The 22,807-nt window shown below is 70.8% G+C and carries 23 protein-coding genes and 1 pseudogene; 15 read left to right on the top strand and 9 right to left on the bottom strand.

The window, feature by feature from the left end; genetic code table 11:
* Positions 1-2: 2 nt before the first annotated feature.
* The 4 genes and pseudogenes from KGQ19_RS14630 to KGQ19_RS14615 all read left to right on the top strand — a co-directional run.
* Positions 3-179 (top strand): annotated as a pseudogene (locus tag KGQ19_RS14630) (DUF5999 family protein); the annotation flags it as partial.
* An 18-nt stretch (positions 180-197) separates the two neighbouring features.
* Positions 198-920 (top strand): GGDEF domain-containing protein, encoded by a 723-nt coding sequence (locus KGQ19_RS14625; RefSeq protein ID WP_212009673.1) that lies wholly within the window; start codon positions 198-200, stop codon positions 918-920.
* Between the two features lie 123 nt (positions 921-1,043).
* The gene (locus KGQ19_RS14620; RefSeq protein ID WP_212009672.1) at positions 1,044-1,652 is read left to right on the top strand and encodes a GNAT family N-acetyltransferase; all 609 of its coding nucleotides are present in this window, start codon (positions 1,044-1,046) and stop codon (positions 1,650-1,652) included.
* A gap of 109 nt (positions 1,653-1,761) precedes the next feature.
* A complete protein-coding gene (locus KGQ19_RS14615; protein WP_212009671.1) occupies positions 1,762-2,607 on the top strand; it encodes an ACT domain-containing protein in 846 nt (281 codons plus the stop codon).
* Positions 2,608-2,651: 44 nt separating this feature from the next.
* Here KGQ19_RS14615 and KGQ19_RS14610 read toward each other — a convergent pair whose 3' ends face one another.
* Both KGQ19_RS14610 and KGQ19_RS14605 read right to left on the bottom strand, forming a co-directional pair.
* Positions 2,652-2,993 (bottom strand): ribosomal protein L7/L12, encoded by a 342-nt coding sequence (locus KGQ19_RS14610; RefSeq protein ID WP_212009670.1) that lies wholly within the window; start codon positions 2,991-2,993, stop codon positions 2,652-2,654.
* 9 nt (positions 2,994-3,002) lie between these two features.
* Positions 3,003-4,196, bottom strand: coding sequence for an MFS transporter (locus KGQ19_RS14605; protein WP_212009669.1), 1,194 nt, complete (start codon positions 4,194-4,196; stop codon positions 3,003-3,005).
* Positions 4,197-4,256: 60 nt separating this feature from the next.
* Between KGQ19_RS14605 and KGQ19_RS14600 the strand changes: the two genes are divergently transcribed.
* A complete protein-coding gene (locus KGQ19_RS14600) occupies positions 4,257-5,246 on the top strand; it encodes a hypothetical protein (protein ID WP_212009668.1) in 990 nt (329 codons plus the stop codon).
* Here the strand turns inward: KGQ19_RS14600 and KGQ19_RS14595 are convergent.
* Positions 5,240-5,725 carry a luciferase domain-containing protein gene (locus tag KGQ19_RS14595; protein ID WP_212009667.1) on the bottom strand — a complete coding sequence of 162 codons (486 nt, stop codon included), beginning with the start codon at positions 5,723-5,725 and terminating at the stop codon, positions 5,240-5,242. The genes KGQ19_RS14600 and KGQ19_RS14595 overlap by 7 nt on opposite strands.
* A 111-nt stretch (positions 5,726-5,836) precedes the next feature.
* On the bottom strand, positions 5,837-6,304 hold the full coding sequence (locus KGQ19_RS14590) for a winged helix-turn-helix transcriptional regulator (protein ID WP_212009666.1): 468 nt from the start codon (positions 6,302-6,304) through the stop codon (positions 5,837-5,839).
* Positions 6,305-6,470: 166 nt separating this feature from the next.
* On the opposite strand from KGQ19_RS14590, the gene KGQ19_RS14585 reads away from it, so the two are divergent.
* The gene (locus tag KGQ19_RS14585) at positions 6,471-7,160 is read left to right on the top strand and encodes an SDR family oxidoreductase (RefSeq protein WP_212009665.1); all 690 of its coding nucleotides are present in this window, start codon (positions 6,471-6,473) and stop codon (positions 7,158-7,160) included.
* An 11-nt stretch (positions 7,161-7,171) separates the two neighbouring features.
* Here the strand turns inward: KGQ19_RS14585 and KGQ19_RS14580 are convergent, their stop codons facing one another.
* Both KGQ19_RS14580 and KGQ19_RS14575 read right to left on the bottom strand, forming a co-directional pair.
* A complete protein-coding gene (locus KGQ19_RS14580; RefSeq protein ID WP_212009664.1) occupies positions 7,172-8,494 on the bottom strand; it encodes a cation:proton antiporter domain-containing protein in 1,323 nt (440 codons plus the stop codon).
* A 144-nt stretch (positions 8,495-8,638) separates the two neighbouring features.
* Positions 8,639-9,544 carry an endo alpha-1,4 polygalactosaminidase gene (locus tag KGQ19_RS14575; protein ID WP_212009663.1) on the bottom strand — a complete coding sequence of 302 codons (906 nt, stop codon included), beginning with the start codon at positions 9,542-9,544 and terminating at the stop codon, positions 8,639-8,641.
* Positions 9,545-9,724: 180 nt separating this feature from the next.
* Between KGQ19_RS14575 and KGQ19_RS14570 the strand changes: the two genes are divergently transcribed.
* Positions 9,725-11,146 carry a right-handed parallel beta-helix repeat-containing protein gene (locus tag KGQ19_RS14570; RefSeq protein ID WP_212009662.1) on the top strand — a complete coding sequence of 474 codons (1,422 nt, stop codon included), beginning with the start codon at positions 9,725-9,727 and terminating at the stop codon, positions 11,144-11,146.
* Between the two features lie 207 nt (positions 11,147-11,353).
* On the opposite strand, the gene KGQ19_RS14565 is transcribed toward KGQ19_RS14570, so the two are convergent.
* Entirely contained in the window at positions 11,354-12,169 is an 816-nt protein-coding gene (locus tag KGQ19_RS14565; protein WP_230418652.1) for a DeoR/GlpR family DNA-binding transcription regulator, read from the bottom strand.
* Positions 12,170-12,591: 422 nt separating this feature from the next.
* Between KGQ19_RS14565 and KGQ19_RS14560 the strand changes: the two genes are divergently transcribed.
* The 6 genes from KGQ19_RS14560 (at position 12,592) to KGQ19_RS14535 (ending at position 19,322) form a co-directional block, all read left to right on the top strand.
* Complete coding sequence (locus KGQ19_RS14560) at positions 12,592-13,935, top strand: ABC transporter substrate-binding protein (protein WP_212009661.1); 1,344 nt, start codon at positions 12,592-12,594, stop codon at positions 13,933-13,935.
* A gap of 11 nt (positions 13,936-13,946) precedes the next feature.
* Positions 13,947-14,957, top strand: a complete 1,011-nt coding sequence (locus KGQ19_RS14555) for a carbohydrate ABC transporter permease (RefSeq protein ID WP_212009660.1) — start codon at positions 13,947-13,949, stop codon at positions 14,955-14,957.
* Positions 14,957-15,772 carry a carbohydrate ABC transporter permease gene (locus KGQ19_RS14550; protein WP_212009659.1) on the top strand — a complete coding sequence of 272 codons (816 nt, stop codon included), beginning with the start codon at positions 14,957-14,959 and terminating at the stop codon, positions 15,770-15,772. The genes KGQ19_RS14555 and KGQ19_RS14550 overlap by 1 nt, the downstream gene beginning before the upstream one ends.
* Positions 15,773-15,885: 113 nt before the next feature.
* Positions 15,886-16,866, top strand: a complete 981-nt coding sequence (locus KGQ19_RS14545; RefSeq protein ID WP_230418651.1) for an SIS domain-containing protein — start codon at positions 15,886-15,888, stop codon at positions 16,864-16,866.
* A 13-nt stretch (positions 16,867-16,879) separates the two neighbouring features.
* A complete protein-coding gene (gene melA, locus KGQ19_RS14540; RefSeq protein WP_212009658.1) occupies positions 16,880-18,208 on the top strand; it encodes an alpha-galactosidase in 1,329 nt (442 codons plus the stop codon).
* A gap of 142 nt (positions 18,209-18,350) precedes the next feature.
* Positions 18,351-19,322, top strand: a complete 972-nt coding sequence (locus KGQ19_RS14535) for a carbohydrate kinase family protein (RefSeq protein ID WP_212009657.1) — start codon at positions 18,351-18,353, stop codon at positions 19,320-19,322.
* Positions 19,323-19,460: 138 nt separating this feature from the next.
* On the opposite strand, the gene KGQ19_RS14530 is transcribed toward KGQ19_RS14535, so the two are convergent.
* Positions 19,461-20,342, bottom strand: coding sequence for a LysR family transcriptional regulator (locus KGQ19_RS14530; RefSeq protein WP_212009656.1), 882 nt, complete (start codon positions 20,340-20,342; stop codon positions 19,461-19,463).
* A 92-nt stretch (positions 20,343-20,434) separates the two neighbouring features.
* Between KGQ19_RS14530 and KGQ19_RS14525 the strand changes: the two genes are divergently transcribed.
* Positions 20,435-21,178 carry an SDR family oxidoreductase gene (locus KGQ19_RS14525; RefSeq protein WP_212009655.1) on the top strand — a complete coding sequence of 248 codons (744 nt, stop codon included), beginning with the start codon at positions 20,435-20,437 and terminating at the stop codon, positions 21,176-21,178.
* A gap of 52 nt (positions 21,179-21,230) precedes the next feature.
* On the opposite strand, the gene KGQ19_RS14520 is transcribed toward KGQ19_RS14525, so the two are convergent.
* Complete coding sequence (locus tag KGQ19_RS14520; protein ID WP_212009654.1) at positions 21,231-22,244, bottom strand: alpha/beta fold hydrolase; 1,014 nt, start codon at positions 22,242-22,244, stop codon at positions 21,231-21,233.
* Positions 22,245-22,384: 140 nt separating this feature from the next.
* On the opposite strand from KGQ19_RS14520, the gene KGQ19_RS14515 reads away from it, so the two are divergent.
* Positions 22,385-22,807, top strand: a 423-nt coding sequence (locus KGQ19_RS14515) for a hypothetical protein (protein WP_212009653.1), incomplete at its 3' end; no start/stop codon positions are given.

Raw genomic sequence — 22,807 nt, 5'->3', positions numbered from 1 at the left:
CGTGCGAGCACCAGCCGCCGTGCCCGACCGCCGATGACTCCGACCGCGAGGCCGCGTACCTGGTCGCCAGCCACCCCGAACAGGGATGGGGGCTGCTGTGCAACGGGGTGGTCCAGTTCGAGGACACCGGCGAACTGCTGCCCGACGGCCGGGCCGTCGCGCCGCACCGCACGAGCTGAGATCCGGGGGGAGCAGCGGTGGGTTCCGAACTGATGGTGTGTCTGACGACGCCGGCGGCGGCGGTCTCCGGCTTCCTGGCCGGGCTGGCCGCGATGCGCCGCCGGGTCCGCCGCGCCACCGGCGAGGCCGCCCACGCCCGCTGGCTCGCCGACCACGACGCGCTCACCGGACTGCCCAACCGCACCGCCGCCCGCCAGCACTACCAGCACGCCGCCCGGGCCGGCCGACCACCCGCGGCCGCCCTGCTGGACCTGGACGACTTCAAAACGGTCAACGACACCTGGGGCCATCAGGTCGGCGACACCCACCTGGTCGCCGTCGGCGAACGCCTGGCCGCGGCCTGCCGCGACGTCGGCGCCCGGGCCTTCCGCCTCGGCGGCGACGAGTTCGTCCTGCTGCTGCCCTCGGCCGACCCGCGGGTTGTGCTGCGCGACGTCACCGCGATCGTCGGAGTCCTCGGCGCCCCGCAGTACCTGAAACTCGATGAGATCCGCTCGGTCACGCTGGTGCCCAGCGCCTCGGCCGGCATAGCGGTGTCCGAATCCGGTGACACCTTCTCCGACGTGCTCCGGCGGGCGGACATCGCGCTCTACCACGCCAAGCGCTACGGCTGCGCTGTGCCGCGTTTGTACACCCCGGACCTGCGCCAGCCGTGGTCGCACCGGCACAAGACGGTCGAGGAGATGCACCCGGACCGGGTGCGGGTCACGGGGCTGATCGCGGAGCAGGCCACCCGCTGACGGCGTGCGCGGCCGCGGTTCTGGTGGGCGGTCTTGGTAGGCGGGCTGCCGACCCGCGTTGTCAGTCCCGAACGCTACGGTGAAGCCGCTCTCGTCCTAAAGGTCAACAGGAGGCTTCGATCCGTGTCCTCGCCTACGATCCGCCTCTATCGACCCGAAGACCGGGACGCCCTTTACGACATCTGCATGCGCACCGGATACGCCGGAGGCGACGCGCGCGGTATCTACCGTGACCAGGATCTGCTGCCGGACGTCTTCGCCGCCCCCTATGTCACCCTCGAACCCGACCTCGCGTTCGTGCTCGATGACGGCGGCCGGGCGGTCGGCTACGTGCTGGGCACCAGTGACAGCGAGCGGTTCGTGCGCGAACTGCGCGACAGGTGGCTGCCGATGGTCGGCGCGCGGCATCCGCTGCCGGGCGGCGAGCCGGGCACGCTGGACGCGGTGATGACCGAGCTGCTGCACCACCCCGAGCGCAGGATCGTCCCGGAACTCGCGGACTACCCGGCGCATCTGCACATCGACCTGCTGCCCAGCCACCAAGGACAGGGGCATGGCAGGGCACTGCTCAGCACGCTGTTCGCGGCTCTGGACCAGGCCGGGGCGAAGCGGGTGCACCTGGTGATGTCGACGGCGAACACGGCGGCCCGTGCCTTCTACGACCGGATGGGCTTCCATGAGATCCCGATCGACGATCCGGGGTTGACGTTCCTGGGGCGTGCGACAACCTGAGCCGACCCGTCCCGTCGGCCCCATCGGCCCCGTCGGCCTCACCGCCGGATTCACGCAACCGTGACGATCCGGACCTGATCATGCAACAACCGACCGGCACAGTCGGGGCATGCGGACTTCTCGCCAGGAACCGGGCCGTGCCCGCCGTCGTCCCGAATGGAGTTGGCGCCGGGAGATCATCGAGCTGGCAGTGCTCTTCCTCGCCATCGGCACCGCCGGGCTGTTCACCGAGGTGCTCGGGCGCCGGCACTACGGCTGGACCCTGTTGATCGCGCTCGGTGCGGCCTTGCTGGCGGCCTCGGTGCTGCAATGGTGGTGGCGCGTCTACGGACCGGGACGGCTGCGTGCGCACACGCCGTTCGTCTCGGTACGGCCGGCGGACGACGGTCTCGACGCGGCTTTGGGGGAGTGGCGCGAGGATCTGAACCTGTGGCGCGTGCGCGCCGCACTGGGCGACCGGCCCGGCTCTCTGGCAGCGGTCTGCGAACGGCTGGCCGCACTCGGCGCCAACATCGTCGGCCTGCAGGTCCACCCACTCGGTACCGGAGTCCTGGACGAGTTCCTGCTCGACGTGCCCGCGACGATCGACGCCGAGGCGCTGGCGTCGGCCATCGCCTCCGGCGGCGCGGACGTGTCGCTCGTCGACCGCGCGGCCCGCGACGACCTCACCGATGCCCCCGCCCGGGTGCTCACCCTCGCCGCCCGCCTGGCCGCCGGGGACGCCGGCCTACCGGCCGCGCTCCACGACCTGTTCGGCCAGTGCGCCGTCACCTGGGACCCGCGCGAAGTCCCGGAGGCGGCGTGTACCGGGACCCTGATCACGCTGTCCGATCCCGGTGGCGGAACCCTCCTGGTCACCCGCGAGACGCTGGACTTCACCCCCACCGAGTTCGCCCGGGCGCGCGCCCTGGTCGGGCTGTGTGGCGAACTGCGGCGGCGGCACTTGGCCGAGTAGCGGTTCTAGCGGATAGCGGTTCTATGGGCGGGCTGCCGGCACTGCTACCGCCGCCGCCCGTCCCCGCGCATACTCCGCTCCAGCGCCTCGACCGCGTTCTTCGCGTCCTTCAATCCGGCGCCGGTGGCCTCCCGATAGACCTTGATCGCCTGGATCTTCTTGCCCGCCTGAATCAGCGCCGCGAGCTGCGGGTCCGTCTCGATCGCCGAACCCGGCGCCCACACCGCCGAGCCGTTCGCGCCCGCCGCCGTCGTGGCCGCCGTCAGCGGCGCGTACAGGTCCGAGCCCGGATCCCCGTCGAGGCCCAGATGGGCCAGGACCAGGTCGAGCTTCTCCTCGATCGCGGCCAGCCGCATTTCCACCGTTATCCGGTCCCCGGAATCCATGGCCCCAAGCTACACGCCGGCCAGGCGCGGCTGCGCGGTGGTCGGCGCCTCGGCGCGCAGCCCCCGAGCCAGACTCAACGTCACCAGCACCGACAACACCGCCATGGTCGTCATCGCCGCGGCCGGCGAGGACCACTGAGCGAGCACGCCGGCCACGACCGCCCCCACCCCCTGCATCGTCAGCATCCCCGAAGACTGCAACCCGAGCGCCTGCCCGCTGAGCTCGTGCGGAGTCAGGGCCATGAGACGCTCCTGCAACAGCAGGCTCGCCGCGTAGCCGATCGACGCGAGCATCACGGCCACCGCGGCCACCGGTATCCCCGGGTGCAGCGCGAACACCAGGTACGGCACCGCGAGCAGCAGCCGCAGCGGAGCGCCGAGGACCCGCCGCCAGCGCGCGGGCAGGAACCGGCCGGTCGTGATGTCGCCGAGCAGCATCCCGAACGCGGCACTGGCGAACAGCACCCCGGCGTGGCGTGGCGACAGCGAGACGAACAACGATTCGCAGCCCACGATCAGCCCGTTGGGGACCCACAGCGCGAGGAAGACGTAGCGGCGCGGCGCCGAGGCCCACAGGGCCGCGTTGTTCCGCCAGGTCTGGGTGACCGACGGACGTCCGGTCGCCCGCTGCGGCCGTCCGCTGAGCCCGAACCGGGCGACGACGGCCGCGGCCAGGTACAGACCCGCGCCGACCAGCAGCGTGGCGCGCGGCGACAACGCGGCCAGCAGCGCGCCGCCGAGCCCGTAGCCGCAGATCTGCATCGTGCCGACCGCCATGTTCAGCACCGAGCGGCCGATCAGGTATCCCTGCTTCGGCACGATCTCGTTGAGCAGCCCGTAGCGCACGCCGCCGCCGACCGAGGCCAGGACGCCGATCACGAACAGGATGCCGAACGACGCCGCGATCGGCAGCCCCGGGATCGCCTGCGCGGCGGTCGCGACCGCGAAGACCAGCGCCAGCCCGGACATCGCCGCGCGCGGCGGGATCAGGTCCGCGGCCGACATCAGCGCGGTCGCCCCGATCACCTGCGCCAGGCTGGGGCCGAACATGCTCAGCGCGGACAGCAGCGGGGAGCCGGTGGCGGCGTAGACGAGCGTGCTCAGCGCCAGGCCGCTGACCGTCTGGGCGGCGATCTGGGCCAGGCTGGTGAGGAACAGGGGTTGGAACTCGGGGGTCGCGAAGAGCTGCCGGTAGGTCCGCATGCCCGTCAGTGTGTGAGCGCCCGGGCCACCGCCGGTACAGTTTCGCGTGGAGGCGAAACCATGGGCTGGTGGCTGGTCGACACCGACACGCTGGCGAGCGGCCGCTTCGTGGTCTCGCCGCTGTCCGAGGCCCACGCATGCCTGCACACCCTCTACCGGGCGACCACCTCCCACCCGGCGGAGAAGGCCTGGTTCGACGTACACCGCGCCGCCTACCGCGCCATGGTCGAGGCCGACCCGCTGACCGGCCCGCTCCTGGACGCGGCGATGGGCGCCCGCACGCACTGGATCGCGGACCTGCTGGCGCCGGTGCCGATCGGCGACCGGACGTTCGAGCAGGAGCTGGACATCGTCCGCGGCACCCCGCCCGACGCGGCCCGCGAGCAGCTGGCCGTCTCCTCCGGCGGCCCGCTCCCGGCGGGCCTGGACCGCCAGGACCTCGCCGACCGCCTCGCCGACGTCCTGGCCTGGGTCTGGACCCACACCGTCGCGCCGACCTGGGAGCGCCGCCGCCGGCTGATGGAAGCGGACATCGTCTCCCGCACCGCCCACCTCAGCCAGGCGGGCTGGGCCGCGGCCCTGAACGACATGCGCCCCGGCATGCGCTGGCTCGGCGACGGCCGCCTGCAGATCAACCTCCACGACTTCCCACCCCGCCAAACCACCGGCGCCCGCCTCTACTTCGCCCCGGTGACCCCCGGCCGAGGCTGGGTCACCTGGGACACCACCCCCCGCTACGCGATCATCTACCCGTGCACCGGCGCGCTCGCGGACGTCGGCACGACCACCGCCCCACAGCCGCTGGCCCGCCTGCTCGGCCCGAACCGCGCGACGATCCTGCTGCTGCTGACGGCGCCGAAGAGCACCACCCACCTGGTGACGCTGACCGGCCAGCCACTGGGCTCGGTCGGCCGCCATCTCAAGGTTCTGCTGGACGCGGACCTGGTCCGGCGCCGGCGCTCGGGCAGATCAGTGCTCTACTACCGGACCGCCGCCGGAGACGTGCTTGTGGAGAGCGCTTCGCGGGGGAGTCGGGAAGATGACTACTGAGGCGGGCGGGGGAAATCGGTCAGCGCCGGCCCGCGTGCGAAGGCCAGGCTCTCGGCGATGACCGAGACCACGGCGTCCAGTTCGTCGGCGGAACGAGGGCCGTAGAGCATGAACTCGGTCCCGAAGTCGGCATACTGATGGGCTTCGGCCCACCCGAGACTCTCCAGTTCCCGGCCGCGCTCTGGTGGAAGCACCAGGTGGACGCTGGTGTCCTCGACGCCGTGCAGGTGCACCGGCTCCAGACGCTTTCCGGGCGCCAGCGACGTCTCCGGAGCGCGTTCCTCGTGGCGGTCAGTCAGGAAGACCGCTCTGGACGAGGCCGGTGAGACCTGGCTGTGGCCCTCGACGACATCGGGCAAGGCGAAGGTCCGCGCGACCAGCCGGCCCCAAAGATCAGGGCTCGATCGCTGGTCCACCTGGCGGTGCGGACCGTCGTCGGAGGTTGCCGGGCGCTCGCCCGGGCGCGCAGTGGACAGCATGGCAGCGAACGTATTGGCCGACCTGAAGTCGGCACCACTGATTTCCACGCGGTGTGCTCGTGGCGGCATCGCGGCGGAGTATCCGGCACGCGCGGCTGTTCCACGGTCGGATTAATCGCCCCGATCTATCAGCTCGACCTCCTCGAAGCCCACCTCGTGGTGCTCCCGGCACGTCACCGACACCTCTACGCTCTGCCCGCACCCGACATGGGCCAGGTCCAGCGTCGCCGGACCGCCCGCGTGCTTCTGGCCCCAGCGGAACAGCGCGATCAGCGCGGGCATCAGGTCGCGGCCGGACTCGGTGATCAGGTACTCCTCGCGTGCACGGCCGCCGGGGTCGCGGTAGGGGCGGCGGGCCAGCAGGCCGGCTTCGGCCAGCGCCTTGAGGTTCGCCGAGGTCGTGGCCGGGGCCATGCCGACGCGCTGGGCGAAGTCGTCGAAGCGGGTGGTGCCGTAGAAGGCCTCGCGCATGATCAGCATCGAGTTGCGGGAGCCGATCACCCCCATCGCCTTCTCGACCGGGCAGTCGCCGATCGGGGACCAGGTGGTGCGGTCGTCCAGCGGCGGGTGCAGTTCCATGACGGCTCGGCCTCCCTCGAGTTGACTTCAGTCCACTGAAGTCAGATGCTGGCGGGTACCAGCTGGCTTCAGTCTACCGAAGTATCACTGGAGTATCGGCGGGGTGCGTGCCCCCAGCACGTGTGGAAACGCCTGCGTCGCAGGCCGAGGGCCACAGGAGGCCGTCATGAAGCTTGAGAACAGTGTGGTCCTGGTGACCGGTGCGACCGGTGGTCTGGGCCAGGAGTTCGTCGCCCAGGCGCTGGCCCGCGGGGCCGCCAAGGTTTACGCCGCCGCCCGCCGCGACCACGACTGGTCGGACTCGCGCGTGGTCCCGCTGCGGCTGGACGTCGTCGACCCGGCCGCCATCGAAGCCGCGGCGGCCGCGGCGCGCGACGTCACCGTGCTCGTCAACAACGCCGGGATCAGCGGCCCGCGCTCGCTGCTCGCCGAGGACATGGCCGCGATCCGTCAGACCTACGAGACGAACGTCTTCGGCCCGCTCGCGTTGGTCCGGGCCTTCGCCCCGCTCCTGGCGGCCAACGGCGGCGGCGCCGTCGTCGACATCCACTCGGTGATGAGCTGGCTGTCCTGGCCCGGCGCCTACAGCTCCAGCAAGGCCGCGTTCTGGGGCGTGACCAACTCCCTGCGCCTGGAACTGGACGGCCAGGGCACGCAGGTCCTCGGCGCGCACTTCGCCTACGTCGACACCCCGATGATCGCCGAGCTGAAGGGCGTCGACAAATCAGCACCCGGCGACATCGTCCGCCGCGTCCTGGACGCGCTCGAAGCCGGGGCGAGCGAGGTCTTCGCCGACGAGGCCACCGAGTCGGTCCGGGCCGGACTGGCCGGTCTGACCACCGGCCGGCTCGGCTGACCGGGGAACCCCTACGCTGGCGCTGGTTCGTCGCCGTCCGGGGAGCTGACCGTACTCTTGCGGAGCCGCTGGGCAGCCACCGGCACCGCCACCCCGTGTAACACCAGGCTCCCGACCAGCACGATCGTCATCGTGCTCAACGCCAGGTCCGCGTCCTCGTCGCGGATGGCGTTGAAGGCGAGCAGGCCGAACACGATCGAGGTGGTGCCGCGCGGCCCGACCAGGCCGAGCAGCGTGCGGTCCAGCCACGACGCGCTGGTGCCCAACATCGCGAGATACACCGGGACCATGCGCACCACCGTCAGCACCAGCACGCCGTAGAGGATCACCGAACCGGGCACGCCGGTCCGGCACACCAGGACCGCGACCGCGCCGAACACGAACCACACGATCAGCGACGCGACGGTGCCCAGCGCCTCTACGGTGGCGAATTCGTGTTCGGAGATGCCGGTGGTGGTGTTGGTGGTGCCGGTTCCGGTCCCGGAGCTGTTGCCGGTGCCGGTGTCCGTGTCGGTGACGTCGGCGTCGTCCGAACGTCGCAGCCCGGCCCGGCCCAGCTTGTAGGCGATGCCCGCGAGGAACGCCGCCACGAAGCCGTTGCCGCCCACCGCCACCGCGATCGAGTACGTCACGATCGGCAGCAGCAGCGCCGCGATCCCCACCGACTCCGAGCTCGACCAGCGCACCCGCTCGGCCTGGCGCAGGGCCAGGCCGGTGACGGCGCCGAACCCGACGCCGACCAGCACCGCGTAGGCCGCGGCCGGGAAGGCCTGCCGCAGCGCGGTGGTCGGCGCGCCGCCGTGCCCTGATTCACCGATCACCAGGATGCCGAAGGCGAACGCGGGGGAGAACAGGCCGTCGTTGTAGCCGCTCTCGATCGCCAGGACGTGCCGCACCCACAGCGGCAGGTCGCGGTCCTTGAGCAGGTGCGGCGCGCTGGCGAAGTCCAGCGGCATCACCACGCAGGCGATGACGAACACCACCGCCCACGACGGCGTCGGCAGCAGCGGCACCCCGACGACGAACGCCGCCGCCACCATCAACGGCAGTGCCACGCACAGCAGCCGCAGCACCGCGCCCCGCTCGCCGGCCAGGAACCCGTCGCGGACCACGGTGGCGTCGACGAACAACAGCACGGCCAGCACCAGCTCGACGACCCGCTCGGCGATGTGGGTGTCCAGCTTCGAGGCGAAGCCGTCCCCGACGATCAGGCCCGCGACGACGCCGCCCGCCACCATGACCAGCGGGCCGGAGATGTGCCAGCGGGCCAGGCGACGGGCGGCGAAGGTCCAGGCCAGCATCACGGCCAGGCTGGAGACGATCAGGGGCAGCATACCGTGAGATTACTGACATAAGGTGCGGATTCGGGCGGAGGTAAGGGAATGCGAGCGTGTCCTTGGCTCCAGCCTTACCTCCAGCCTTAACGCTGCCTTGCCCTACCTAGCGCCAGTGGACCTTGAGTCTGCCTTCGCCCTGCCTCAGCGGCAGGGTTCGAACGTCTTGTCGTCCAGGTTGAGGTCGAACCGCACGCCGTTGAAGTCGTTCGAGTTGTCGGCGGAGCAGAACTTCGACGTCGCCAGGTTGTACTCGGCCTGGAACACCGGCTTGCCGGCGGCGACGTACTGGTCGTAGCCGTAGTCGCCGTTCTGCGCGGTGGTGCACTCCTTGTACTGGTTGCACTGCTCGTTCAGAGCGCCGTCGAAGTAGGGCAGGAGCTGCGGGATCTGCTCGTTGTCGTTCTTCTGCAGCACGCTCAGGCCCCGGGAGTGGGCGTCGTCGGCCAGGGTCGCGTTGAAGTAGAGCTGGTCGGCGGCGGTCAGCGGGAAGCCGGTGCTGTTGGCGTAGCCGTCGACGTTGTCCAGCTCGACCATGTCGAAGCCCTTCTGCTGGCACATGTCCAGCCGGGCGTCCATGATCGTGCGCAGCACGCTATTCGACTTCTGGATCTCGCGGATGTCCAGCCACTTCTCGCCCGGCCAGCCGTTGCCGCTGCCCAGGACCGAGGACGGGAACTGCGAGGCGTCCGGGCGCCAGTTCTCATAGGTGCCGGCGGACAGGTAGCAGACGGCCTTGATACCGGCCGCGTGCAGGGCGGAGACGTTCGCGGCGGTGTTGTTGAAGCCGTCCACGTCGTACATCTGGACATTGCGGTAGGGCGCGGTCGGCACCGTCGAGATGACCCAGTTCCAGGACGTCTGCACGTCCGGCTGCCAGCAGTCGGAACAGGAGACCGGGCTCGGCAGGGCCGGCGTGGCGCTCGCCGCCGGCCTGACCGTGGACGGCGCGGCGCCGGCCGACGGGGCCAGGACGGCGGTCGTGACGGCGGCCAGGGCCAGGCCGGCAGCCGCCGCCGCGAGGCGCTTGGCGGATGGAGTCAGGGACATGATTCCTCCTCGAGAAGTGGGGGCGTTCTCGTGTTCGGGCCGATTCTTAGCAGCGGCCGTCGCGCAGCGTCGAGGTGAGCGCGGGAAACACGCAGCGGCGGTGAGCGACTGGGCCGAATCGCTCAATCCGGTTGAGTTTTCGTTGACTCCGCCAGGCCCGGACCGCACGCTCTGGGCGGTATGAAGCCACCAGCCCTGGCCCTCGCGGCCCTTTGCGCGCTCGGCCCGGCAGCCGTCTTGCTGTCGGCGACCGCACACGCGGCCGGCACCTCCACGTACTACGTCGCCGCCAACGGATCCGACTCCGCGGCCGGTACCGAAGGCGCGCCGTTCGCCACCATCCAGCATGCGATCACCGCGCTGTCTTCCTCCGGCGGCGGTGCGGTCGTCGTGCGCGGCGGTACGTATGCGCAGCGGATCAGCCTGCACGGCGTCACCGACATCACCGTCACCGCCGCTCCCGGCGAGCACCCCGTCCTGGACGGGTCCAAGCTGGCCGTCCCGACCGGCGGCCGCTCCGCGATGGTCGACATCGCCGACAGCACCTCGGTCACCGTCCACGGCCTGGACATCACCGGCTACCGCACCAGCGACATCACCGCGATGCCGATCGGCATCTACGTGCACGGCGGCGATGCCGGCGTCACCGTCAGCGGCAACCACGTGCACGCCATGGGCAACGACAACGGCACGTTGGGCAGCATGGAGATGAACGCGCACGGGATCGCCGCGTACGGCGACAACCCGAAGCGGTCCATCAGCACCCTGAATATCGCGGACAACGAGGTGGACCACCTCGTCCTCGGCGCCAGCGAGTCGGTCGTGGTCAACGGCAACGTCGACGGCTGGCGTATCACCGGCAACCGGATCCACGACGACAACAACATCGGCATCGACGCCATCGGCTACGAGCAGACCCTGCCGCCCGCCTACCGCTACACCGATCTCAACCGCGCCCGCAACGGCGTGATCAGCGGAAACGTGGTCGAGAACATCAAGTCCGCCGGCAACCCGGCCTACTGGTCGGCCAGCGGCTGGTGTAACTGCGCCGACGGCCTCTACGTCGACGGCGGCACCCGCATCGCCATCACCGGCAACACCGCGCACGCCGACGACATCGGCATCGAGGTGGCCGCCGAGAACGCCCGCGGCGCCGCCGACCACGTGAACGTCGACCACAACACGGTCACCGAAAGCCGCTACGTCGGCATCACCACCGGCGGCTACTGCGACGGCCAACAGGACTGCGGCGGCGTCCAGACCGGCACCTCGTCCGCGAACACGTTCACCGACAACATGCTGCGCGACAACAACACCGACCACGACGGCTCACCGGAGTTCCTGATCCAGTTCCACGAAAGCGGCAACACGATCACCGGCAACACCATCTGCGCCGCCGGCCCCGGCACGCTGCTGATCGGCACGGTCGCGCGCTCCACCTCGGGCAAGGGCGACACGGTCGACAGCAACCGCTACTCGGCCGCCGCGGCGACTGCCACCACGGCGCGGTGGGGCTGGCAGGCGAAGACGTACACCGGCTTCGCGGCCTACCGGGCGGCGACCGGATTGGACGCGCACAGCGAGTTCAGCGCTAGCTGCTGAGCGGGACGGCGACGGCGAAGGTCGATCGGTCGCCAGCCCTGAAACAGGGCTGGCGACCGATCGCAGCCAGCTGATCGCCGATCATCAGCTACCTGCTATCGCGCGCCGCACAGGCCGCCTCGCCACCTGCCGCCGCGCTTGAAGTATTGCCCTCTCACCGCCGCGCCGGTTCAGCTATCCGCACCGCCGCCTCACCGCCGCGCTACCTCACCGCCGCGCCGGTTCAGCGATCCGCACCGCCACCCCCTGAGCCGCGATGGCCTGCAACTCCGCCGGGTCCGCGCTCGAGTCGGTCACCAGCTGGTCGATCGCGTCCAGGCCGACCACGTGCGCCAGGTGCGTGCGCCCGATCTTCGATCCGTCCGCGACCACCACGACGCGTTGCGCGCGGCCGATGATGACCGCGTTGGTGTGTGCCTCGACCTCGTCGTGGGTGGACAGCCCGCTGGCGGCGCTGATGCCGTCGATGCCGATGAAGGCGGTGTCGACGTTGAAGCGGCCCACGATGGTCTCGGCCCAGGGGCCGACCATCTCGTAGGAGTTGGAGCGGGCCACGCCGCCGGTGACCACCAGTTTCACCTTCGGGCGGTTGACCAGGATGCCGGCGATGTTCAGGGCGTTGGTGACCACCGTCAGCTCCGTGCGGGTCGCCAGTAGGCGGGCCACCTCGCTGGTCGTGGTGCCGCCGTTGACGGCGACCACGTGGCGGCCCGGGGCCAGGGCGCGCAGTGCCATGCGGGCGATGGCCTGTTTGGCGGCGCGGCCGTGGTTGTCGCGGTAGCGGACCGGGAGTTCGTAGGCGATGTCCCGGCCCACGGCGCCGCCGCGCGTGCGGACCAGCAGGTTCTGGTCGTCCAGCAGCGTCAGGTCGCGGCGGATGGTCGCCACCGAGACGCCGAGTTCGCGCGCGGCCGTGGCCACGTCCACGGTGCCGCCGTAGGCCAGCCGGTCCAGGATCGCCGTGACGCGGTCGGAGCGGTGCATGGTCGGTGTGTGCGTGTTCTGCAATTGAGACTCAGTCATCGCCGGATCCGCTACCCGAACGAACGCGGTCCGGGACTGACTGATCGCCGACTGACTGATAGCCGGGGATGGATCAACGAGCGGGCATCGATGAGGCTCACGGTGAGCTCCACAGTGCTGGTGGGCACGACCCCGCCTCGGAAACCGCACGCGTCGTGCGCGGTCCTGGCGACTCGGTCCGGACTCGCGGCGGGCGCCGGCATACCGGATGGGCGTACCTCTGACGTCGCCTTTCCACTGCGACGCCCCCTGATGCTACGCGTGCCCCCGGACGCTGCCAAGCACTTGCCGCCGCCCGGATCCGCGCGTCTTCGCGCACCGGTGGTGAGCGAAACCTGCGCGGATCTTGTGAGTTCGGTGTGCGCGGGCCTTGAATGACCCCCACCCCCCATCTCCTTCTCCCTCGTCTTGGAGGTCTTCCCGTGCATCCAAGAAACGGCGCAAGAACGGCGGGCGCCGTCCTGCGCCCGGCCGCAGCGGCCCTCACCGTCGCCGCGCTGGCGCTGACGTCCGCCTGCTCGTCGTCCTCGTCGTCCTCCTCCAAGGCGCCCGCGGACCCGGCGAAAGCCGTCACCATCACCGTGTGGACCGGGCAGGACGTCGCCCCGGAGAAGCTGCTGGAGGGGCTGGCCAAGCAGTTCCACGACGCGCACCCGAACGTCACCATCGACATCTCGCCCGGCGCGCCGACCACCGACCAGCTGCTGCCCAAGCTGACCGCCGCCTTCACCAGCGGCACCTACCCGGACATCTCCTACAACTTCGGCAGCTGGGCCACCCAGATGCAGCTGTCCGGCCGCACCCTGGACCTCACCGACAAGGTCAAGGACCCGGCGGTGAAGTGGGACGAGTTCCCGCCGGCCGCCCGCCAGACCGCCACCCCCAACGGCCACGTCATCGGCTTCCCGGCGGTCGTGGACAACCTGGCGCTGATGTACAACAAGAAGCTGTTCGCCGCCGCCGGGGTGGCCCCGCCGACCAACACCTGGACCTGGGACGACTTCCGGGCCGCGGCCAAGAAGCTCACCGACCCGGCGAAGAACGTCTACGGCACCGCCTACTCCGTCTCCGGCACCGAGGACACCACCTGGCACTTCTGGCCGCTGCTGTGGCAGAAGGGCGGCACGGTCGTGAACTCCGACGGCACCAAGTCCGAGTTCGACTCCCCGGCCGGGGTGGCGGCGCTGACGTTCCTGCGGCAGATGGCCGTGGACGACAAGTCCGTGTACCTCTCGCAGGACGACCAGAAGTACGCCGACCTGTTCAAGTCCGGCCTGATCGGCATGATCATGAGCGGTCCGTGGCAGCTCTCGGACAACGTCGCCGCGAACCTGGACTACGGCGTCACCTACCTGCCGTCCTTCGACGGCACCAACCACCAGACCATCTCCGGCCCGGACATCTGGACCCTGTACGACCACCACGACGCCGACCGCGCCTACTGGTCCTACCAGTTCGCGCAGTGGCTGACCTCGGCCCAGGTCGACCCCAAGTTCAACCTGGCCACCGGCAACCTGCCGCTGCGCAGCAGCGAGTCCGACAGCCAGGAGTTCCAGGACTACGCCAAGCAGTACCCGGGCGCGCAGACGCTCTTCGACAACCTGAAGAACGCCACCACGGCCCGGCCCACGGTCCCCGGCTACGTCGGCCTGTCCCAAGCCGTCGGCCAGGCGATCGCCAAGGTGCTCCAAGGCCAAGGCGATCCGCAATCGGCGCTGAAGGACGCGGCGAAGGCCGCCGACGTCGCGCTGGCTCAAGCGGATTGAGGGTCGCGCCGATGAAACACGGAATCCTGATCTCCGATCACGAGAAGTCCGGCGCCGGCGTCGTCCGGCGGCGCGACCGTCCCGGCATGCCGGATGGGTCCGCTGACAAGTCCGCCCCGGCGGCCAAACCCAAGTGGACCGCGCGCCGCCGGCGCGTCGTCGCCAACCTCACCGGCTGGTCCTTCGCCGCCCCGGCGACCCTGATCATCCTGGCCCTGACCCTGTTCCCGGCGGCCTGGGCGTTCCTGATCTCCCGCGAGCACTGGAACGGTCTGACCCCGGCCCGCCAGATCGGCTGGGACAACTACCGCCTGCTGCTCAAGGACGCAGACTTCAAGTCGGCGGTGAACCACACGGTCCTGTTCACCGTCCTGTACGTCCCGGTCGTCCTGTGCCTCGGCATGTTCCTGGCGATCGCGCTGAACCGGAAGATCCGCTTCATCTCCTTCTACCGGACCGCGCTGTTCGTCCCGCTGGTGGTCTCGGCCGCGGCCACCGGCATCCTCGCCAACTTCGTCTTCGACCAGCAGTTCGGCCTGGCGAACAACCTGCTGCGGGTCCTGCACCTGCCGCAGCAGGGCTTCCTGGCCGACCGGCACGAGGTGATGTGGGTCATCGCCCTGATCTACCTGTGGACCGACCTGGCGTTCTCCGTCATCGTCTATCTCGCCGCGCTCCAGGACATCCCGACCGACTGCCTGGAGGCGGCCCGGATCGACGGCGCCAACCGCTGGCAGCAGTTCCGGCACGTGATCCTGCCCAGCCTGGCCCCGGTCACCGTGTTCGTCGGCGTCTGGGAGACGATCTCGGTCCTGCAGATCTTCGAGCTGGTGCTGACCACCACCCACGGCGGCCCGCTCGGGGCCAGCCAGACCATCGTGTACTTCATCTACAACCAGGCGTTCAACCTGTCCCGCTACGGATACGGGTCCGCCGTCGCCTACACGCTGTTCGGCGGCACCCTGATCATCACCCTCGGGCTGTTCGCCTACGCCCGGCGCAGCAAGATCGAGGCCTTCTGATGAGCCGGAAATTCAGCCGCTGGCACCTGCTCCTGATGCCGCTGTCCCTGGTGTTCCTGCTGCCGCTGGTGCAGATGCTCCTGGCCTCGTTCACCTCCAACGCCGACATCAACCGCTTCCCGCCGCGCTTCATCCCGTCCGCGCTGCACATCAGCGGCTACGTGCGGCTGTTCCGGGACGCCCCGGTCGGGCGGTGGATGCTGAACTCGGCGATCGTCTCCGGCATCGCGATCGTCAGCCACCTGGTGCTGTGCTCGCTGGGCGGCTACGCCTATGCCCGGCTGTCCTTCCGCGGCCGGACCGTGGCCTTCGTGACGCTGGTCGCCACGATCATGATCCCGACCCAGATGCTGATGATCCCGACCTACTTCATGTTCTCGCACCTGGGCCTGATCGACACCCTCGGCGCGGCCTTCGTGCCGTTCCTGACCTCGGCCTTCGGTGTGTTCCTGATGCGGCAGTTCTTCCTGTCGCTGCCCAAGGACCTGGAGGAGGCCGGACGCATCGACGGCCTGACGACCTTCGGCGTCTTCTTCCGCATCGTGCTGCCGCTGGCCCGGCCGGCATTGGCCACGCTGGCGGTGTTCACGCTGCTCAACTCCTGGAACGACCTGCTGTGGCCGCTGATCGCGATCAACGACCCGTCGAAGTTCACCATCCAGCTCGGCCTGGTCAACTTCCAGGGCGCGCACCACATCGACTGGCAGGAGCTGATGGCCTGCAACGTCGTGGCGACCGCGCCGCTGATCATCGGCTTCCTCATCGCCCAGCGGCAGTTCGTCCAGACGATGAGCATGTCCGGGCTCAAAGGCTGAACCGGCGAACAGACACCGCGCTGGAAACAGACGCCCTGCTCGAAACAGATGCCCTGCTCGAAACGAACACCCTGCTCGAACCAGAAACCTTGCTCGAACGGAGTCCCAGTCCCATGCCTTCCTTCGTCACCGCCGAACTGGCCGACCAGCCGCGCAGCTGGCAGCGGGCCGCCGACCTGGCCCCGTCGGCGGCCGGCCTGCCCGAGCCCGGCGAGCGCGTCGCCGTCGTCGGCTGCGGCACCTCCTGGTTCATGGCCCAGGCCTACGCCGGCCTGCGCGAGGCCGCCGGAGCCGGGGAGACCGACGCCTTCACCGCCTCCGAACTGCCCGCCGGCCGCGCCTACGACCGGGTACTGGCCCTGAGCCGGTCCGGCACCACCACCGAGATCCTGGACGTCCTGGCCGCCGCCACGGTGCCGACCACGCTGATCACCGGCGTGGCCGACTCGCCGGCGCCGGCGCTCGCCGACACGTCGGTCGTGCTGGACTTCGCCGACGAGCGCTCGGTGGTCCAGACCCGGTTCGCGACCACCACGCTGGCCTTGCTGCGCGCGCATCTCGGCGAAGACCTGTCCGGCGCCATCGCCGACGCTCAGCGGGCGGTCAGCGAGCCGCTTCCGGCCGGGGCCGCCGACCGCGTCCAGTTCACGTTCCTGGGCGCGGGCTGGACCACCGGCCTGGCCGCCGAGGCCGCGCTGAAGATGCGGGAGGCGGCCCTGGCGTGGTCCGAGTCGTACCCGGCCATGGACTACCGGCACGGCCCGATCGCGATCACCGACGAGCAGTCGGCGGTCTGGATGTTCGGCGCCGCGCCCGAGGGCCTGGCCGAGCAGGTCGGCGTCACCGGCGGGCTGTGGGTCCGGCAGGACCTTGACCCGCTCGCCTCGCTGATCCAGGCGCAGCGCCTGGCCCTGGAACTGGCCGCGGCCCGTGGCCTGGACCCCGACGCCCCGCGGCACCTGACCCGCTCGGTGATCCTGCGCCCGCACGACGCCGCCGCGGCCCAGGCCTCCTCATCCCAGGACTCCTCATCCCGGGCTTCGTCGCCCTCGGTTTCCGCGTCCCCGGCTTCCTCCTCCGCCGCCCGATCCTGAAAGAGAATCCCGCGTGTTCCGCATCGCCTTCGTCGGCGCCGGCTCGGTGGTCTTCACCCGGCAGCTGCTGCACGACATCCTTTCCTTCCCCGAGCTGTCCGGCGTGGCCATCGCGCTGCACGACATCGACCCCGAGCGCCTCCAGGTCGCCGCCGCCCTGGCCGACCGCGCCGCGCAGACCCTCGGCGCCAAGCCGACGGTCACCGCCACCACCGACCGCCGCGCCGCCTTGGCCGGCGCCGACGTCGTGGTCAACATGATCGCGGTCGGCGGCCACCGGGCCACCGTCACCGACTTCGAGGTCCCGGCCGCCGCCGGCGTGCGGCAGACCATCGCCGACACCCTCGGCGTCGGCGGCATCTTCCGGGCCCTGCGCACCTTCCCGGTGCTGCAAGCCCTGGCGGCGGACATGGCCGAAGTCTGCCCGGACGCCTGGCTGCTGAACTACACCAACCCGATGGCCATGAACATCCAGTACCTGAGCCGGATCGCGCCGCGGTTGAAGGTCGCGGGCCTGTGCCACTCGGTGTACTGGACAGTGCGCGGGCTCTGCGAGATCATCGGCGTCCCGCACGACGAGGTCGACGTCCTGTCCGCCGGCGTCAACCACCAGGCCTGGATCCTGCGCTGGCAGCATCTGGGCCGGGACCTGTACCCGGAGCTGGACGCCGCGATCGCGGCCCGGCCGGACCTGGCGCGCCGGGTGCGCGTCGACATGTACCGGCGGCTGGGCTACTACCCGACCGAGACCAGCGAGCACTCGTCCGAATACGTGCCCTGGTACCTCGGGCACGACAGCGAGATCGCCCGGCTGCGGATCCCGGTCGGCGACTACGTGGCCATCAGCGCCGAGAACCTGGCCGAGTACGCGGCGCTGCGGGCCGCGGTGGCCGAGGGTGCCGCGCCGGCCGACGGGTGGGAGAGCGACGCCGCGGAGTACGCCCCGCAAGTGATCCACAGCCTGGTCACCGGCACCCAGCGCACGATCCAGGTGAACACGGCCAACACCGGCCTGATCACCAACCTGCCCGCGGGCGCGGCGGTCGAGGTCCCGGCCACCCTGGACCGGCTGGGCGTGCACCCGCACTACGTCGGGGAACTACCGGTGCAGCTGGCGGCGCCGAACCGGCACTTCCTGAACGTGGTCGACCTGGTGGTCGCCGCGGCGGTGGAGGGCGATCCGCGGCACATCCGGCACGCGGCGATGGCCGACCCGGCAACGGCCGCGGCGCTGACCGTCGAGCAGATCTGGACGTTGTGCGACGCGATGGTCGAGGCGCACCGCGAGGTGTTGCCGGAGCCGCTGCGGCGCAGTCCGTTGACCGCGGGCGGCGCTCGGTGAGGGGGATGGCAGCCGGGGGCGGCGGCGTGGGCGATCCGGATCTGATGGCGGTCGTGTGTGGCGGCCTGAGTGATTGGGATCTGATGGCGGTCGTGCGCGGCGGCCTGGGCGATCCGGATCTCGGGTCCGTGCGAGGACCGCGGTGACCACCTTCGACCTCCTGGTCGTCGGCGACGCGAACCCCGACGTCCTGCTCGCCGGCGCCCCGCCGGTCCCGCCCTACGGCCAGGCCGAGACCCTGGTGTCGTCCGGCGCGCTGGCCCTGGGCGGGTCCGCGGCCATCGTCGCGCACGGCGCCGCGCGCCTGGGCCTGTCCACCGCGCTGGCCGCCGTCGTGGGCCGCGACGGCGCCGGTGACTTCGTCCTCGACGTGCTGACCTCGGCCGGCGTCGACATCGCCGCCGTCACCCGCCACCCCGACCTGCCCACCGCGCTGACCATCTGCCTCGACGGCCCCGACGGCGACCGCGCCATCCTCACCGCCCCCGGCTGCCTGGCCGCGTTCGACCCGGCCGCCTTCGACCCGCGGCAGCTACCCCCGGCCCGGCACATCCACGCCGCGTCCTACTTCCTCCAACCGATCCTCGCCGCCCGCCTGCCCGACTTGTTCCGCACCGCCGATGCCACCTGCTCCCTGGACACCAACCACGACCCGTCCGGCCACTGGCACCTGACCCCCGGCCTGCTCGAAGCCTGCGACTACGTCCTCCCCAACGAGGCCGAAGCCCTGGCCCTGACCGGCACCGCGACCGTGGACGCAGCGCTGGCCGGCTTCGTCAAAGCGGGCGTTGTCACACCGGTCGTCAAACGCGGTCGGGACGGAGCGACGGCCCGCACCGGCACCGAACTCCACAACGCGCGCCTCACCCCGCTCGTCCCGGTCGACACAGTTGGCGCCGGCGACAGCTTCGACGCCGGATTCCTGGCCGCGGTGCTGAACGGCGACGACCTGGACCAGGCACTCGCTATCGGCTGCGCGTGCGGGGCGTTGTCCACGCGGGAGGTCGGCGGCACGGCCGCGCAACCGTCGTGGGAGCAAGCGGTCGCCTACGCGGCGGGCTCGGCGGGCTCGGCGGACCCGGCAGGCTCGGCGATCGTGCCCGGCGTTCCCTGAGTTCATCGCAAATGTCTTGCTTCCAGTAGTGCCGCGCGACTAGATGAACCATTTCCCGCATAGCGTGTCGGTTCTTGCCTAGCGCACCGTAATCCCGTGTACATGGAGGAGCAGAACCAGACCAACGAGGCCCGCGACTCAAAGCCCCATCGGGTCCCGGAGCGTTCGCGCCAGGACCCGATGGAACGCGTCCGCCAGCACCGAGTCATCATCGGCGTGCGTCACGGCCACCACCCGGCACGGCTCGATACCGCTGACCGGGACCGCCACCACCTCGCTCCGTAAAGCGATGCGTCGGTCCCCGGCCGGCAGAATCGCGACGGCGTCACCGCTCGCGACGAGTTCGAGCTTGTCCTCGTAACCGTCCTCGGCGCTCGGCGGCACGATCGGCCCGGCCGCGTTCCGGCTCACACCCCAGATCGTCGGCGTGTGTTCGCACGCGACCAGGTCTTCGTCCACGAGGTCGGTGACGGCGATCGTGTCCTTGGCGGCCAGCCGATGCCCGACCGGCAGCACCGCTACCCGCGGCTCGTCGTAGAGCTCTGTCACACGGAGCCGGTCAGCGACCATCGGCGCTGGTATCGGCAACGGCAAGCGCGTCACCAGCGCGTCCACACGGTGCTCGGACAGCGCGTCCAGCTCTCGCCAGTCCAGATGCCGGGTGCGGATCAGGGCGCCGGGGTGCAGCCGGCGCAGCTCCCGTACCGCCGGGGTGATCACGAGGTCGCCCAGGTGCCCGATCACGATCGTGCCCGCGGGTGCGGTTCGGGCTGCCAACAGGCCGCGTTCCGCTGTGCGCAGCAGGGTTTGCGCGTAGGGCAGGAACTCCTGACCGGCCTGCGTCAGGCTGACACCTTGCGGCGTGCGCTCGAACAGGCGCGCGCCGACCTGGTGCTCCAGCCGCTGCATCTGCCGGCTCAGCGCGGGCTGCGCGACGTGCAGCGCGCCGGCCGCCTTGCCGAGCCCGCCGTGCTCGGCCACGACGGTGAAGTACCGCACCAGCCGCAGGTCGAGATCCACCCGACCAGCGTACGTCGGTCATGCCGGGGCCGCATGACCCCATCCTGAACAGGTCTTGGACGGTCCCCGGGGGCGTGCCGTTGACTCGGATCATGAACGAATACGCACACAAGAACGTGGTCATCACCGGCGGCAGCAGCGGCTTCGGTCTGGTCACCGCCCAGCTGCTGGTCGCCGGGGGAGCGCGGGTGATGATCACCGGTCGGCGGCCGGAAGCGCTCGCCGCCGCCCGGGAACAGCTCGGGGACACCGCGGTGACGGTGGCCGGCGACGTCGCCGACGTGAACGATCTCGACCTGCTCGCCGACCGGGCGAAGGCGGAGTTCGGGACGCTGGACGCGCTGTTCGTGAACGCCGGCATCACCCGGTTCGTGCCGTTCGAGGCGGCGACCGAGGCGGTGCACGACGAGCTGTTCGCGACGAACGTCAAGGGCGCGTACTTCACCGTGCAGAAGCTCGCGCCGCTGCTGCGCGAAGGCGGCGGCGTGGTGCTGACCACCTCGATCGCGAACGTCAAGGGGCTGGAGATGATCAGCACCTATTCCGCCACCAAGGCCGCGGTGCGTTCCCTGACCCGCAGCATGGCCCGTGAGCTGCTGCCGCGGGGGATCCGGGTCAACGCCATCAGCCCCGGGCCGATCTCCACCGGCATCCTGGGCAAGGTGCTGCCGGAGGCGGCCCGGGCGGAGGCGGAGGAGCAGATGCGGGTGAACAACCCGATGCTGCGCTTCGGCGAGCCCATCGAGATCGCCAAGGCCTTCGCCTTCCTGGCCTTCGACGCCACGTACACGACCGGCGCCGAGCTTGTGGTGGACGGCGGCGCTTCGCAGCTCTGAGCACTTCCCGGCGGCGTCGCTGTCCGCCGGTAACCGCTATCGTCGCCGCTGTTCAGTCAGCGAGTCTCGCGAGCCAGTCGATGATCAGCGTGTTGACTTCATCGGGCCGCTCCTGCTGGAGCCAGTGGCCGACGCCGTCCAGGATGTGCGTCGCGCTCAGGGCGGGGAGCGTCGTGGGGAACGCCTCGATCGCCCCGGCCAGCCAGGTCAGCGAGGCATCCTTCGCGCCACCGATGAACAGCGACGGCTGCGGGATCGGCGCGCCGTCCACGACGGCCAGGTCCTCCCAGTCGCGGTCCATCGCGCGATAGCGGTTGAGCGCGCCGGTCATGCCGGTGCGCTCGAACTCCGCGGCGTAGACGTCGAGGTCGGCTTCGGCCAGCCAGGACGGGACGCGGTCGGCGGGGAACCGGTCGCGGAGCCGCCCGCCGTCTCGGGGCACGAAGTACGGGGACGGCGCGTCGGGCGCGGGCATGGTCTCGGCGGACAAGGCGGCGTAGAAGCCGGCAAGCCAGCCACGGACGTCGGGTTCGATCTCCGCCTCGGCGCGGCCCGGCTCCTGGAAGTAGCTGACGTAGAACTCATCATCGCCGCCCATCCGCGCGAAGACCTCGCTCGGCCGCGGACCGCCGCGCGGGGCATAGGGGACGCTGAGCAGTCCGACCGCGCGGAACACGTCGGGCCGCAGCAACGCGGTGTTCGCCGCGATGGTCGCACCCCAGTCGTGCCCGACCACGACCGCCCGGCGCTCGCCGAGCGCCGCCACCACCGCCGCGTTGTCCTCGACCAACTCGACCATGCGGTACGCCGCCGGGTCCGCGGGCTTCGACGACCGGCCGTAGCCGACGACATCGAGCGCCACGGCCCGGTACCCCGCCTCAGCCAGCACCGGCAACTGGCGCCGCCAGGAGTACCAGCCTTCTGGGAAGCCGTGGATCAGCAGGACCAGCGGCCCGGTGCCTTGTTCGACCAGGTGGATGCGCCGGCCCGCAGGTGTGGTGACGGTCCGGTGGTGTTGGTCGTGTTGGTCGTGCTGGCCCGGCTGGTCGTGGCGCGCGCTGGTCATGGCCTCTGCCTCCTGGACGACTCGGAACGCGGTGCGCCCCGTACGATGGCGATCATGCGCGCCTGGCCCGCGCCCCGCCAAACGCCCTTGCCGTTCCGGCAAGACCCCAGGCCCAGCCGACACCGCGCGATCGGAGCCCCGTGAACGACCCGGAATTCACCGAGGCACTGGAGACGATCCTGCACGACCTGCGTGCCCAGCACGCGGTGCTGCCGAAGATACGCGTGGACGCGGAGCTTGGGACCGTGCTCTACGCACCCGACGGCTCGGGCCAGGGCGTCAGCTGGCTCGGCGGCCCGAGCCCAGAACCCCTGGCCCACCTCGCGGACCAAGTGCAGGATTGGGCGGTTGAAGCACTCTGGTCGGCGGGCGCGCCGGCGGTCTGGCCCCACTGCCCGACACACCCGAACACGCACCCGCTGACCGCGACGGTCGCGGCAGGCGCCGCGGTCTGGGTCTGCGCGCAGAGCGGGGCGACGGTAGCGGCGATCGGGGAGTTGGGGAGCATGGAGCTGGCGCGCGGAGAGTCGCCGAGCGGCATGCCATCGACGTCGCCCCATCCC

It is taken from the genome of Catenulispora pinistramenti (assembly GCF_018274385.1).
In the GTDB taxonomy this organism is placed as follows: domain Bacteria; phylum Actinomycetota; class Actinomycetes; order Streptomycetales; family Catenulisporaceae; genus Catenulispora; species Catenulispora pinistramenti.
The sequence above is the reverse complement of the archived record's forward strand: the minus strand, read 5'-3'. Positions and strand labels throughout refer to the sequence as shown.